At 60.1% G+C, this 13,514-nt stretch carries 14 protein-coding genes; 12 read left to right on the forward strand and 2 right to left on the reverse strand.

The genetic code is table 11. From position 1 onward, the window contains the following. Positions 1-6 precede the first annotated feature (6 nt). From AO684_RS01790 to AO684_RS01800, 3 genes are read left to right on the forward strand one after another with little or no spacing between them, the layout of a single operon-like run. Complete coding sequence (locus AO684_RS01790; protein WP_054301034.1) at positions 7-2,604, forward strand: N-6 DNA methylase; 2,598 nt, start codon at positions 7-9, stop codon at positions 2,602-2,604. A 5-nt stretch (positions 2,605-2,609) separates the two neighbouring features. Next, positions 2,610-3,353 carry a hypothetical protein gene (locus AO684_RS01795; RefSeq protein WP_054301035.1) on the forward strand — a complete coding sequence of 248 codons (744 nt, stop codon included), beginning with the start codon at positions 2,610-2,612 and terminating at the stop codon, positions 3,351-3,353. After that, entirely contained in the window at positions 3,350-4,399 is a 1,050-nt protein-coding gene (locus AO684_RS01800; RefSeq protein WP_054301036.1) for a hypothetical protein, read from the forward strand. The genes AO684_RS01795 and AO684_RS01800 overlap by 4 nt, the downstream gene beginning before the upstream one ends. A gap of 103 nt (positions 4,400-4,502) precedes the next feature. Here the strand turns inward: AO684_RS01800 and AO684_RS01805 are convergent, their stop codons facing one another. Both AO684_RS01805 and AO684_RS01810 read right to left on the reverse strand, forming a co-directional pair. Then, positions 4,503-5,426, reverse strand: coding sequence for a hypothetical protein (locus tag AO684_RS01805; protein ID WP_152968318.1), 924 nt, complete (start codon positions 5,424-5,426; stop codon positions 4,503-4,505). Next, on the reverse strand, positions 5,426-6,145 hold the full coding sequence (locus AO684_RS01810) for a HipA family kinase (RefSeq protein ID WP_054301038.1): 720 nt from the start codon (positions 6,143-6,145) through the stop codon (positions 5,426-5,428). Before AO684_RS01810 ends, AO684_RS01805 begins: the two co-directional genes overlap by 1 nt. Positions 6,146-6,903: 758 nt before the next feature. On the opposite strand from AO684_RS01810, the gene AO684_RS01815 reads away from it, so the two are divergent. The 9 genes from AO684_RS01815 to AO684_RS01855 all read left to right on the forward strand — a co-directional run bounded on the left by AO684_RS01815 (position 6,904) and on the right by AO684_RS01855 (position 13,511). After that, entirely contained in the window at positions 6,904-8,157 is a 1,254-nt protein-coding gene (locus AO684_RS01815; protein WP_054301039.1) for a site-specific integrase, read from the forward strand. Continuing rightward, complete coding sequence (locus AO684_RS01820; protein ID WP_054301040.1) at positions 8,157-8,804, forward strand: hypothetical protein; 648 nt, start codon at positions 8,157-8,159, stop codon at positions 8,802-8,804. The genes AO684_RS01815 and AO684_RS01820 overlap by 1 nt, the downstream gene beginning before the upstream one ends. Before the next feature lie 107 nt (positions 8,805-8,911). After that, entirely contained in the window at positions 8,912-9,112 is a 201-nt protein-coding gene (locus AO684_RS01825) for an AlpA family transcriptional regulator (RefSeq protein ID WP_054301041.1), read from the forward strand. Next, positions 9,112-9,558, forward strand: a complete 447-nt coding sequence (locus AO684_RS01830) for a hypothetical protein (RefSeq protein WP_054301042.1) — start codon at positions 9,112-9,114, stop codon at positions 9,556-9,558. The genes AO684_RS01825 and AO684_RS01830 overlap by 1 nt, the downstream gene beginning before the upstream one ends. After that, positions 9,555-10,718: an AAA family ATPase gene (locus tag AO684_RS01835; RefSeq protein WP_235451191.1), complete on the forward strand. Its 1,164-nt coding sequence runs from the start codon at positions 9,555-9,557 to the stop codon at positions 10,716-10,718. Before AO684_RS01830 ends, AO684_RS01835 begins: the two co-directional genes overlap by 4 nt. 169 nt (positions 10,719-10,887) lie before the next feature. Then, the gene (locus AO684_RS01840; RefSeq protein ID WP_235451192.1) at positions 10,888-11,202 is read left to right on the forward strand and encodes a head-tail connector protein; all 315 of its coding nucleotides are present in this window, start codon (positions 10,888-10,890) and stop codon (positions 11,200-11,202) included. Positions 11,203-11,348: 146 nt separating this feature from the next. Then, on the forward strand, positions 11,349-12,845 hold the full coding sequence (locus AO684_RS01845) for a terminase large subunit domain-containing protein (protein ID WP_235451193.1): 1,497 nt from the start codon (positions 11,349-11,351) through the stop codon (positions 12,843-12,845). Beyond that, on the forward strand, positions 12,842-13,183 hold the full coding sequence (locus tag AO684_RS01850; RefSeq protein ID WP_054301043.1) for a head-tail adaptor protein: 342 nt from the start codon (positions 12,842-12,844) through the stop codon (positions 13,181-13,183). The genes AO684_RS01845 and AO684_RS01850 overlap by 4 nt, the downstream gene beginning before the upstream one ends. Beyond that, entirely contained in the window at positions 13,176-13,511 is a 336-nt protein-coding gene (locus AO684_RS01855) for an HNH endonuclease (protein ID WP_054301044.1), read from the forward strand. Before AO684_RS01850 ends, AO684_RS01855 begins: the two co-directional genes overlap by 8 nt. Positions 13,512-13,514 lie beyond the last annotated feature (3 nt).

The raw sequence follows: 13,514 nt of genomic DNA on the forward strand, positions 1-13,514 counted from the left end.
TCCCCCATGCTCGACACTGACACCAAGCGCCGCATCGACACCTGCCGGGATATCCTTGTGGGCAAGGTTCCCGACCCGAAAAGCCAGGTCGAACAGATCACCATCGCGCTGATCTACAAGTTCATGGACGACATGGACCTTGAGGCGGAAGAACTCGGCGGCGAGCGGCGGTTTTTCACGAAGGATTACGAGCGGTATCGCTGGGCGAAACTCGTCGCCCCCGGCGTGTCAGGCCAAGACATGCTCAACACCTATTCGGAAGCCCTGACCAAAATGGTCGAGAACGAGGGGCTGCCGAAGCTCTTCCGCGATATCTTCCGCAACGCCTATCTTCCCTACCGTGACCCCGAAACGCTCCGGGCCTTCCTGCGCGAGATCAACAGCTTCACCTATGACCACAGCGAAAAGCTGGGCGACGCCTTCGAATACCTGCTTTCCGTGCTGGGCAGCCAAGGCGACGCGGGCCAGTTCCGCACACCCCGCCACATCATCGACTTCATGGTGGAAATCATCGACCCGCAGAAGACCGAGGTCATCATGGACCCCGCCTGTGGCACGGCAGGCTTCCTGATCTCGGCTTACAAGCACATCCTGAAACAGAACTCGACCGGGGTGGTGAACAGCAACGGCACGGCGACCGAGGGCGACGCCGCCGAGCAGGCGCTTGAAAGCCCCATGCGCTATCCGGGCGATCTGTTGCAGCCTGACGACCGCGCCCGCCTTGCCCGCAACATCAAGGGCTATGACATCTCGCCCGACATGGTGCGCCTGTCGCTGGTGAACCTTTACCTGCACGGCTTTGCTGACCCGAAGGTCGAGGAATACGACACCCTGACATCCGAAGACAAATGGACCGAAATGGCCGATGTCATCCTCGCCAACCCGCCTTTCATGTCGCCAAAAGGCGGGATCAAACCGCATACCCGCTTTCAGGTGCAGTCGAAACGCAGCGAAGTGCTGTTTGTCGATTACATCGCCGAACACCTGACGCCGAACGGTCGCGCCGCCATCGTCGTGCCCGAGGGCATCATCTTCCAAAGCCAAAGCGCTTATGTGGCCCTGCGCAAGATGCTGGTGGAAAATCACCTTGCCGCCGTCATCTCGCTGCCCGCAGGCGTGTTCAACCCCTACTCCGGCGTGAAGACCTCGATCCTGATCCTTGATCGGGCCGTGGCGAAGGCCAGCCAGCATGTTGCCTTCTTCAAGATTGAGAACGATGGCTTCGCTCTTGGCGCGCAGCGCAAGGCGGTGAAAGGCTCGCAACTGGCGCAGGTGAAGGCCGAGCTTGGGGCTTGGTTGCAGGCCGCACGGGCGGGGTTTGGTGAGGGGCTGGAAAGCAGCCTCGGCAGCGCGGTGGAGCGGTCCGAAATCCGTAGGGATGCAGACTACAACTTATCCGCCGAGCGCTACCGAAAGGTGACGAAGTCTGAAACAGCATTCCCGCTAACCCCCCTAGGTGAACTGTGCGAACTTGTGAGGGGAGTTGTCTTTTCACGCGAGGATGAAGTCGCCTCTGGCGGCGTTGCCGTTCTGCGAGCCAACAATATCGACAGGGCTACTCAGTCGATTATCTTGGATGATGTTAAGCTGGTTCAGCCCAAAGCTGATTTCTCCGAACAAAGGAAGCTCAGAGCTGGTGACATTTTCATATGCTTGGCCAGCGGAAGCAAAGACCACATCGGGAAGGTGGCGTTCGTCGAAGCTGACACGGAGTATTACTTCGGCGGCTTCATGGGTGCTGTTCGTTGCAATGCCGAAAAGCTTCTTCCGCAGTATTTGTATCGGTTGCTGACTGATGGTCGATTTAACAGCTTTCTCGGCCAACAGATCGCCGGGGCGAATATCAATAACCTCGGAAGCGGTTTGCTGTATCGTTACGAAATCCCCCTCCCGCCGCTTGAGGTGCAGCGCGAGATTGTGGCCGAGGTCGAGGGCTATCAGCGCGTCATCGACGGTGCCCACGCCGTCCTCGACAACTACCGCCCCCACATCCCGGTTGATGCTGAATGGCCGGTGGTCGAAATGGGCGGGATTGCCGAGTTCAAGAATGGATTGAACTTCACGCGAAGCGAGGACGGTGAACCCTTGCGCATCGTGGGCGTCAGCGATTTTCAATCCAACTGGCTGGTTCAGAGCGACAGCCTGTCATCGGTCCAACTCGATGCTCCGGTCGGGCCTGATTACCTTTTGCGACCTGGGGACGTGGTGTTCGTTCGTTCAAACGGAAATCCCGATCTTGTTGGCAGGTCAATGCTCGTGCCCGATGACATCGGGCGGGCGTCGTTCTCGGGCTTCACGATCCGTGCCCGGTTCGACACAACACAAGCAAACCCGCGCTACCTTGCCCATTTCTTCAAGACGCCGGTTTTCGCAGACCACATGAAGACAACCGGGCAGGGCGCAAGCATTAGGAACCTGTCACAAGGCATTCTTGCCGAGTTGAAGGTTCCGCTGCCCGATCTTGAGACCCAAGCCGCTATCGCCGCAGAAATCGAAGCCGAGCAAGCCCTCGTGGGCGGCAACCGCGAGCTGATCGCCCGCTTCGAGAAAAAGATCGACGCCGCCATCGCCCGCGTCTGGGGCGAGGCCAAGGGCGAGGGTTGAACCTGATGGACGAGGCACTGGAACTTGGCACTTATTTGCCGCAGTCCTTTGCGAGTGCGGACGAACAGAAATACCTAGATTTCCTATGGTCGGCTTTTCAGACCAACTACGAGGCCGAACGCTACGAGTTCGCCAGCCTCGCCTTTCATCTGCTCTATATGAGCTTCGTCAGCTTCTCGATCTGGCAGATCAGGTTGGCCCGGCCACAGCAGTTCGCCATGGCGATGGTCGGTTTTCGGTCCGAAGACGAAGGGAAGTTGATGGAGTGCGAGAACCCCTTCAAGTTCTACGACAAGTTGAAGGAAAGCCAAATATTCCGGTTTCTGAAACTGATTGGCTGCACGAATGAACAAGTCGGTGAGTTCTCCAAGTTCGTGAAGCGCCGCAACAAGATCGCTCACCCTACCGGCAACGTCTTCTTCAACGACCAAGCCGCCATCGACGCCGAGATCGCGGAGATGATGAAGGAAGTGCGCAACATCGAGGCCCACATGGAGCCGGTCATCGTGGAGCTTTATCGCCGCTTCTTGGCTGACAGCGCAGACGCTGAGACAAGGGAATACGCAGAACCGGGTGACGAGGTCACTGCAAACCTTGTTCATGCGAACTATATGTCTGCCGCCGATCTCGTGTTTTGCCGGGGCTTCGATATCGAGACTTTGAGCGATGAGCCGGGTTTCGAAGAGATGCAGGCACTCCACGCAGCCCTAGTCGAGACATATTCAGACGAGGAGGCCGAGGCCGCATGACATCCCTATATGCCATCGCTGACGGCAAGCTGCGCCCAGCGGTTCGCCGCGCTCTGAGCAAGGAAAGCATGATCGAGGATTGGGTCGCCGCTGATCCCGCGCTTCTCGGTCTCGACGCGCTGGTCATCGGGCGGCAGGTGCCTACCGATCATGGGAAGTTCATCGACCTGCTGGCGATGGATGCCACGGGCGGGCTGGTGATTATCGAACTGAAGAAGGACCGCACCCCACGCGAGATCGTGGCGCAGGTGCTTGATTATGCCTCGTGGGTCCGCACCCTGACGACCCCCGAGATTTATGAACGTGCCGAAAAGTATCTGGGCACCCGGCTGGTCACAGCCTTCCGGGAACGGTTCGGCGAGGGCATCCCGGAACGGCTGAACGCCAGCCATTCCATGCTGATCGTTGCCAGCGAGCTTGATCCCGCATCGCGCCGGATCGTCGAGTATCTATCGGAAGAGCACGGCGTGGCGATCAACACGGTCTTCTTTAACGTATTTGAAGCAGACGGGCGCGAATGGCTGACCACCGATTTTCTGCTAGATCAGGAAGCAGTCGAAGAGCGATCCGAGCGCAAGGTCCGCGCCCCGTGGTCGGGCTATTTTTTCGTCAATGCTGGCCTTGGTGAACACCGCTCATGGACCGACATGCGCCGCTATGGCTTTGTTTCAGCCGGTGGAGGGGAGTTCTATACGAAGCGGTTGCAGCAATTGAGCGTCGGCGACGAGGTGTTCGTTTACAACAAGGGCAACGGCTATATCGGCCACGGTGTCGTCACGAGCGAGGCGGTGCCCGCATCTGAGTTCATGACAGCGGACGGCCCCCTTTTCGATCAACCGCTGGCCGAACCCCGGTTCAAAAGGGCAGGTGAACCAGCGGAACAAGCGGAGCACGCGGTCGGGATCGAATGGCGCAAAACTGTCGAGATCAATCAAGCCAAGTGGTTCAAGGGTGGGTTTGCCAATCAGAACATCGTTTGCAAGCTGCGTGACGAGGCAACTGTGGATTTTCTGTTGGCGGAGTTCGGAGTTGAAAAGCGGGCATGAATTTCGGCGCGGTGACGGTTTGGACTGGGAAACGGAGCTTCTAGGCGCACGAAATTGACGCAATTTTTTGGCGACTATGTTGGAAGAGGCGACCGCCGCCGTCTTAAGCCGCCTCCTTTTGTACGATATGGTGCCCGATCTGCTCCGCTGTATTGAACTGCCGCAGGATTAGCTTCAATTCGTCGGCTTGCTGCAAAAGGCCCTTGTACTCGGTTTCAAGGTTTTCATATTGTTTGTCAGTGACCTGGGGATCATCCGGTCGCGGCACTTGTATCATCAATTCATGGGAGCGCCCAGCTTGAGCAGCGTCGCGCTCTCTGTCGATTTTGAGGTCCCAAAGTCGCTGTTTGATGTTTCCAACCGCAGGGGCAAGGCGACCCGCTGTCAGCGTTGCAAAGTTGGCTACAAGTCTGCGCCCCTTGTAGTCAATTTCTACTTCGTGGGCCGCAGAGCGTCTGCGTCTTTTTTTGCCTGCGGCAATTCGTGCATTGAAGTACTGGGCTATTTCCAAGTTTTTGCTCGAAACGTGCTTTAGGACTAGCTGCGGCAAGCGATCTTCTGATTTCCCAGATTTTTGGGATGCGGCAACCATAAGATCGGGTTTTGCGACAACCTCGAACGAAGCGTCGGCATCGTAGAGCGAAGAAAGTACCCTCATCCAATCTCTCGCGATCTCTGATAGGCTCGAACCTTCAGCCTCGCGCAGTTCTCCAAGAGCGACGCCACTCAGCAAGCCTTTGGGCTGCAATAGGGCTTCAATGCCACGCTCTACGAGGTCGTGCTTAAGGGCTTTCTCGGCAAGCTCCACCGCAAATAGCACTCCGTCAGCTCGGGATGAATATAGGCAACCCAATCTGTTCAAAGCATTTGCCATTTCTAGATGATAGCCATCTTCGTTCGCTACGGCACAGCCAATTACCAACCGCTCATAGGAACCTGAAATTGGGGCAAGCAATACCGGAGACCATTTCGCAAACACATGCTGCGAAAAGGATGGGAACGTTTCTGTATCGAGTTCAATACTCATCATGGTATCAATACCGGCACGCCAAGGGCGTCCCTCGCGTGTTTTGGTACATGCTGCACGCGTTTCATCAAGAAGTCCTTAAGTGCTTGGGCCGCAGAAGGGGATAGCAATTTGTCCACAGCGCCATCAACGACCGCTTGATCGACGGGCACCGCGGCAATCTTTGTGGCGAATAGTGCTGCATCGCGCCCTTTTTCACTCTTTTGTGTAGGGCTAAGTTTACCAGTAAGCCACTCTGACAACCGGTGTCTGTATGCCCGGATGGGGTCTAAGTCCTGAGGTTGCCAAAGCGGCCCAGTGAACGCATGGCCATGGTCTATCAGCCAGATGTTCGCAGGTCCGTCAATCAGAAGGTTGCCTTGATGTCGATCAGTGTTGGCGATCCAAGCATCGAAAGCATATAGATTTCCGAGGCTTATCCAGTCCTTAAGAACGTTCACCAAAATCGCCTCAACCAGCCCGCCCCCTGCGTTCACCTGCTGAGCAAGATTTGGCGTACCTACATCCTCACTGACAAACAGGAGGTGGCCTGTACCATTTGCCAGCGGGCACATCTTAGCGGACAGCGTCCCGAGTGGGGCAAATCCAAGATAGGGTGTTGGCACCGGCAGGCCCAACTCACGCCCAAGAGCTGCCGCCAATAGTTCGTTCACAAGTTGCTGAATGTTGAGGTCCTTTAGCACCCCATGACGTCGAGACTGGTCCGGCAGCAGGAACATGCCTCTGTAGGTCTCGTTAACGTTATTGGCCGAAAAAGGTACTGCGCCTTGGAGTATGCGAACTTGGCCGATGGCTGGCATGGATACCGAAAATTTGATGCTACAGTTCAAGGTACGACGAAATTTCTGTTCTATCAACAGTTGAGAACGGCGCTCATGATGCGCGGTCCTCGCTTGCTGGCTGTGTTTCTTGGCAAAGTGTACCTCCTCCACTGCCCACTAGTGACATCACGCGCACAAGGGGCAGTCAGCGGCGGTGGCGGGCTTCCCTACACAATCCTTCACGAACTGGCCAAGCCCGCTGTCGGGGCGTCCTTTGGCGTCTTCTGCTTTTCAGATGACCTGCGGCGAGGTGGCAGCGTCAGGACAACCGAGCGGGATCGCACCTTGGCAGTCTCACTTCGGCCCGGTTTGGCACTCGACCGCTGTGTGAGCCTTCAGGCAAATCGGGGCAGGTTGCCTACTATCTGCCTATTCGCGCCAAACGCCCCAAGGGCCACCCTCGCAGGATGGCTGGCAACTTCTTGCTTTTCTTGGGATTTTTGGCTCCAGCGGTAGGGATCGAACCTACGACCAATTGATTAACAGTCAATATTCATGGACTAACGGGGCCTCACGATCAAAAACTATCGCACCTTCATAGATGCCTTGTTTTGCAAGGAAAAATGCCTCATGTTAGGGCAAGTTCCTAACGCGGGGTAACGGGCCTTATCGGGCAAATCTGTTACCCCGGCGTTACCCCGGAGGACAAATTGACCATGGCAAAGGCACTGACACCCAAGGGCGTTGAAGCGGCGAAACCGGACCCGGACAAGCGGCGCGAGATGGCCGACCCGGCTTTGTCCGGCCTCTATCTTGTGATCCAGCCGAGTGGCGCGAAGTCCTGGGCGCTGCGCTATCGGTTCGGTGGTAAGCCTGCCAAGCTGACCCTCGGGCGCTGGCCGCTGATGGGGCTGGCCGAGGCGCGGGCGGCGGCATCCGAGGCAATCGACAAGATCGAGCGGGGAAAGAACCCGGCGATTGAGAAGAAAGAGACCAAGGCGGCAAAGCTGGAGGCGCAGTTATCCGACCGGGACAAGATCAAGACCTTGATCGGCCAGTTCGACAAGCGGCACCTGTCCAGCCTGAAAAGCGGGCGCGTGGTGCGGCGCGAGCTGGACAGGCATGTTGTCAGTGAGTGGGGCGAGCGGGACATTCACGAAATCACCAAGCGCGACGTGATCGACCTCTTGGACGGCATCGCGGATAGCGGGCGCGTGGTGACGGCGAACCGGGTTCGGGCCTATCTCAACAAGTTCCTGAATTGGGTGGTGGAGCGGGATATCCTGCCCCTGTCACCGGCAACGGGCGTCAAGCCGGTGGCGAAAGAGTCCAGCCGCGACCGGGTGTTGACGGATGATGAAATCCGCTGGTTCTGGCAGGCTTGCGAGGCCGAGGGCTTCCCGTGGGGGCCTCTCGGCAAGGTGCTACTGCTGACCGGGCAGCGGTTGAACGAGGCGGCGCAAATCACCGAGGGCGAAATCCGGGGCGATCTGTGGCACCTGTCGGCGGATCGGACAAAGAACGGGCGGGCGCATGACGTGCCCCTGTCGGATGCGGTGCGAGCGGTTCTCGGCGCGGTGGAGCGGATCGAGGGGAAGCCGGGCTTCATCTTCACGACGACCGGCACGACCCCGGTTAGTGGGTTCTTCAAGGCGCGGGCACATCTGGCCGAGGCGATGGAGCGGCTTGCGGCAGAGGAACGCGGCGAGGCGGTGGAAATCCCGCGCTGGACCTTTCACGATCTGCGCAGGACGGCGGCAACCGGCATGGCCCGGCTCGGCATCCCCGTGCGCATCACAGAGGCGGTGCTCAACCATGTGAGCGGCACCGGCGGCGGTATCGTCGCGGTATATCAGCGGCACGACTATGCGGACGAAAAGCGGCAGGCGCTCGAGGCTTGGGGTCGGTTCGTGCTGTCGCTGGTGGAAGGCCAGCCCGACAACGTGGTGCGGCTGGAAGGGGTGCGGTGATGCACGACGATCCGGCCTTTGACGTGATTATGCGGCATTTGAACCTCAACGAAGATCAGGCTTATGTTTGGGTGGACTACATTGCGAAGCTGACCTACGGCGACGATCCGCGAATCTTCGATCTGAAACGTGATATTGAAAATCTGGAAAACCTTGATCGAGCGTTGAACGCGGTTCTTGCGGCATTGGATTTTTCGGCAATGACCCAAGCGGCCCGTGACACATTAGGTTTTCGGATGATCTGGGGGCCGTTTTCCGACGAGCTGATTGCACGATCAGGGCAGAAATCCGAAACCTTTAGCGAGGAATTTCACTCATACCCCGAAAGAGTCGGGAAAAAGGCCAGCGGTGCTTTGCAAGCCTTGGAGGACAATATTCAGCCAATTCGGGATGCGATCCAGTCCACCAAACGACACATTGAGAAATCGTCGCGCGCTCGGAAAGGGACGGGACGTATCAACTTCAAGGGTATCCAGCTTGTCAACTCTGCCCGCGATGTCTGGCGTCTTTCGACTGGAAACGATGCGCCGAGAAAGTCGCTGAATCCAGCTTCCCGCTTCGGAAAGTTTCTGTGCGATCTGTTCGAGGCGTTCGAGATTGAAGGCGACCCTAGAGCGGCGTTCCGGGCATGGGCTGCTACGCAATGAAGGGATCGACGTGCACACTTGCACCGGAAAAAGCCGATCAAGTGTGCACGACCTGAAAGCCGATCTGTGAATATTGGGTATCACGTTCTAACAAGAGGCGTGATGCTATGGAAAACAAGCTGATATCCGCAAATGCGGTGCGCGACCTGTGCGGCGGCGTGTCTGACATGACCCTGTGGCGCTGGCTCAATGACCCCTATCTGGCCTTCCCGAAGGCGGTTTACATCGGCAAGCGGCGCTATTTCCGCGAGGCTGAAATCTCTGCATGGATCGAGGCGCAGGCCGAGGCATCGCGGGGTGCCGCATAATGACCTCGGAAAGCGAAACCCCCGGCGCGGCTGGCACCGCGACCGAGGGCGAATTTGAAACCGGGCAGGTTCCGCCGATAGAATACCGTATCCGCAAGGAATGGGCAAACGCGGCGTGGTTCGCGCTCGACCATTGCGACCCGCAAGACGTGGCCCATATCTGCGCGACCTGCCTTGCCGAGCTGGAAACCGGCGGGCCTGTCATGGGCGATTTGTTGGGCACCGTGACGGGGGATGCGTTGTTCTGGGCCGATTGTGCCCCGGCGCATGAGCTGGTGGCCTATGGCACGGCGGCGCTTGACCGGCTGCGCGGCCTGGCGCTCGGGCTGGATACCCGCAAGCGGCTGTTTGCCCGGCTTTGGGGAACCTTCGATCCGAAGGACCGGCAAGCCTTCCTGACGCGCGTTGATGCCGAGGGCCGGTTCCTGCGCAGGGGGGCGGCATGAACGTTCATCACGACCCCTTTGCCGATCTGCCCCCGGCGGATGACATGCCCCCGGATGATCGGTTCGGCCCGCCGCATAACCCTTTCCTCGAGGATGCCGTGCCCCGTGCATCGCGCTTCTTCCCGGCCTCGGAATGGTCAGGCAAGCCGGTTCCCCCGCGCGAATGGCTGGTGCGCGATCTGGTGCCTTTGCGCACCGTGACCCTTCTCGGCGGTGACGGCGGCACCGGGAAATCGCTTCTGGCGCTGCAACTGGCCTATGCGGTGGCGACCGGCGGCGCATGGCTCGGGCGTGGCGTGGCGGGCGGCGGCGCGCTGTTCATCTCTGCCGAGGATGACGAGGCCGAGCTTCACCGGCGGCTTGCCGATGTGGTGCAGGCCAGTGGCGGCAGCTTTGACGAGCTGGACCGGCTGACCCTGCGCAGCCTTGCGGGCGAGGATGCCTTGCTTGCCATGCTGGACCGATCCGGCGGGGTGCTGCTGGCCTCGGCGCTGTTCCATGAAATCGAAAAGCGCATAGCCGAGGAAAACCCGGCGCTGGTGGTGCTGGACACCCTGGCCGATCTGTTCCCCGGCAATGAAAACGACCGGGCGCAGGCGCGGCAATTTGTCGGGCTGTTGCGCGGGCTGGCGATCAAGCATGAGTGCGCCTTGTTGCTGCTGTCGCACCCGTCACTCTCGGGCTTGAATAGCGGCAGCGGCACAAGCGGCTCGACCGCCTGGAACAACTCTGTTCGCTCTCGGCTCTATCTCGAGCGTGTCATTCAGGACGGATACGAGGCCAACCCGGATGCTCGGTTGCTCTCGACAAAGAAATCCAACTACGGGCGCAACGGCGGCGAAATCAGCGTGACATGGCAAGGCGGTGTTTTCGTGGCCGATGCCCCGGAAACCGGCCTCGACCGCATGGCAGCGGGTGCCAAGGCCGAGCGGGTGTTCCTCAAGCTGCTGGGCCTTCTGGCAGCGCAAGGGCGGCGCGTGAACACCGGGGGTGGGCAGACCTATGCGCCAACCGTGTTTTCAAATCACCCCGAGGCCGAGGGCGTGAACAAGCGTGGCTTTCGTTCTGCGATGGAAACCTTGCTGGCAGCGGGCAAGATCAGGCTGGCCGAGGATGGCCCGCCCTCGAAACGGCGGCAATTTCTGGAAGCGGTTGAATGACGTTCCGACCGCTTCCAACCCCTTTCCAACCCCCTTCCAACCCCTGTTCCTTCCAACCCCCATACCCCTATGCGCTGTCGCACCCGCTTGACGCGGGGCTGCGCACTCCATGCGCGTTAGGTGAAGTGATAAAGTGATATAGTTATCAATTGTTTGCGCCTGATTTATCATGCGGCGCATGGATGTGTTCGACCTTCTTTCCGATGCCAAGGCTCATGCGCGTGTCGATCATCACGACGACGACGCGGGCATTGTGCTGATGCTCTCGGCGGCGGCGGCTGATGTGGCAGCGGCGGCAGAGTATGACTTGCCCGAGGATGCGAACGACCTTCCCGCCGATCTGCGCTTTGCGATCATCGACCAAGTGGCCTTGCTCTATGATGCGCGCGGCGGTGACACTGACCGGCCCGTGGGCCTGTCGCTGGCCGCAAGCCGGATCGTCGCTCGATATCGCGGGGTGCGCATGTGTCCTGCCAATCCGTGACCGGCCTCGGGCATCGCATGATGCAGACAGACCTTTTCGGTTCTGGTCCCAATGCCCCCGGTTCAGGGTGGCAGGGGACCGGCGGTCGGACTGTTGCTTTCTCTCTCCTGGAAAAAATCCGGGGGAAAACTGCGGCAGATCGGGCGATGGCCTTCCTCGAGCTGTTGCACATTCCCGAGGGCAAGAAAGCGGGCACCCCTCTGCGGCTGGCCGAGTTTCAGCGCAAATTCGTTCGCGGCGCTCTGGCCGATGGCGTCATGGTGGCCTGTCTGTCGATCGGGCGCGGCAATGCGAAAACGGCGCTCTCGGCGGGGCTGGCGCTCGGCGCGCTGGTCGGTGTCTGGGACGATCAGCCCAAGCGGGAAATCCTGTTCGCAGCCCGGAACCGGGATCAGGCGAAAACCGCCTTCGGGTTCCTTGTCGGTTTCATCGAGGGCTTGCCCGAGGAAGATCGGGCGCAATTCACGATCCGGCGCGGCTCCAAGCTCGAGGTGGAGTTTGAAGGCAACGGCGGCGGGCTGGCCCGCGTCATTGCGGCGGATGGCAAGTCGGTTCTGGGTGGTGCCCCGACACTGGCCTTGATGGATGAACGGGCGGCATGGGAACGCGACAAGGGCGACAACCTGGAAAACGCGATCCTCTCGGGCCTCGGCAAGCGCGATGGCCGCGCGCTGATTATCTCGACCTCGGCACCGGATGACGCGAACACCTTTTCCCGATGGCTGGATGAACCCCCGCCGGGAACGTATGTGCAGGAACACCGGCCCGCGTTCGGGCTTCCCGCCGATGATCTGGCATCGCTACTCGAGGCCAATCCCGGCGCGACCGAAGGCATCGGCGCGACCCCTGACTGGCTGGTGGCGCAGGCTCGGCGCGCGATTGCGCGGGGCGGTTCGGCGCTCTCGAGCTTTCGCAACCTGAATCGGAATGAGCGGATCAGCTCCGAAGATCGTTCGGTGCTGGTGACGGTTGACGAATGGCTGTCGGCAGAGGTTTCCCCCGATCAGCTTCCCGAGCGGGCCGGGCCTTGTGTCCTGGGTGTTGACCTCGGCGGTTCCCGTTCCATGAGTGCCGCGGCCTTCTATTGGCCCGACACTGGCAGGCTCGAGGCGCTGGGCACATTCCCGGCAATCCCTTCTCTTGCGGATCGTGGCGCGGCGGATGGCGTCTCCGACCGCTATGTGCAGATGAACGACCGGGGCGAGCTTTCGGTGATGGGCGAGGCAACCGTGCCCCCCGGCCCGTGGCTGGCCGAGATCGTGCGGCACCTGGACGGGGCCGAGGTGGCTTGCATCGTGGGCGACCGATTCCGCCATGCCGAGTTTTCCGAGGCGATGCAGGCGGCGGGCCTTGCGCGGGTTCCGTTCGTTTGGCGCGGGTTCGGGTGGAAGGACGGTTCCGAGGATATCGAGCGGTTCCGGCGGGCCTTGTTCGACGGCGAGATTGTCGTTGCCCCTTCCATGCTTCTGCGCTCGGCGTTTTCGGATGCGATCACGCTGGTTGACCCTGCGGGCAATCACAAGCTGGCGAAGGCGCGTTCGCTGGGCCGGATCGACGCGGCGGCGGCAACCGTGCTGGCCGTTGCGCAGGGTGCCCGGATGAAGGCGGCACCGGCCCGAAAGGTCAGGATGGCATGGCTATGAGCGGCGCAGCCAAACTTGACCGGCGGGTGCAATTCCAGCGGCAGATTATCGGGGATGATGGCTTCGGCAATGTCATCGTGGGATGGGCCGATCACGGTTCCCCCGTCTCGGCATCGCGCACCGATGTTTCGGACACGGAAAAGGCGACGGCGGGCAGCATAGAGGCCAGTCTGTTGTCGCGGTGCGTGGTGCGCTCGACCGGCCTCACCCGCGATCTGGACCCGAAAGACCGCCTGACCCAAGGCGGGCTGACCTGGAACATTCTCGGGATCAAGGAAGCCAAGGACGGGCGGCACCGCTTTCTCGAAATCACGGCGAGGGCGCGCACCGATGGCTAGAACCCGCAAGGACTTTGCCCGCTATTCGCGGCCCGTGCTGAAAACCCGGCGCTGGCAAGTGCTGCGGCACCAAATCCTCGAGCGTGACGGCTGGAAATGCCGGTGCTGCGGCGAACGGCGGCGGCTCGAGGTGGATCACGTCCAGCCGGTGCGCAATGCCCCGGAACGGGCGTTCGATCCGGCGAACCTGCAAGTTCTTTGCGCGGGCTGTCACACCCGCAAAACCCGTATCGAGTGCGGGCACAAGCCCCCCGATCCAAAGCGCCAAGCGTGGCGCGAAGCTGTTGCCGATCTGGCGGCGGAAACCGAAACCCCGGCGATGGAGTAAGAC

The organism is Gemmobacter sp. LW-1 (assembly GCF_001303875.1).
Classification (GTDB): domain Bacteria; phylum Pseudomonadota; class Alphaproteobacteria; order Rhodobacterales; family Rhodobacteraceae; genus Gemmobacter; species Gemmobacter caeni.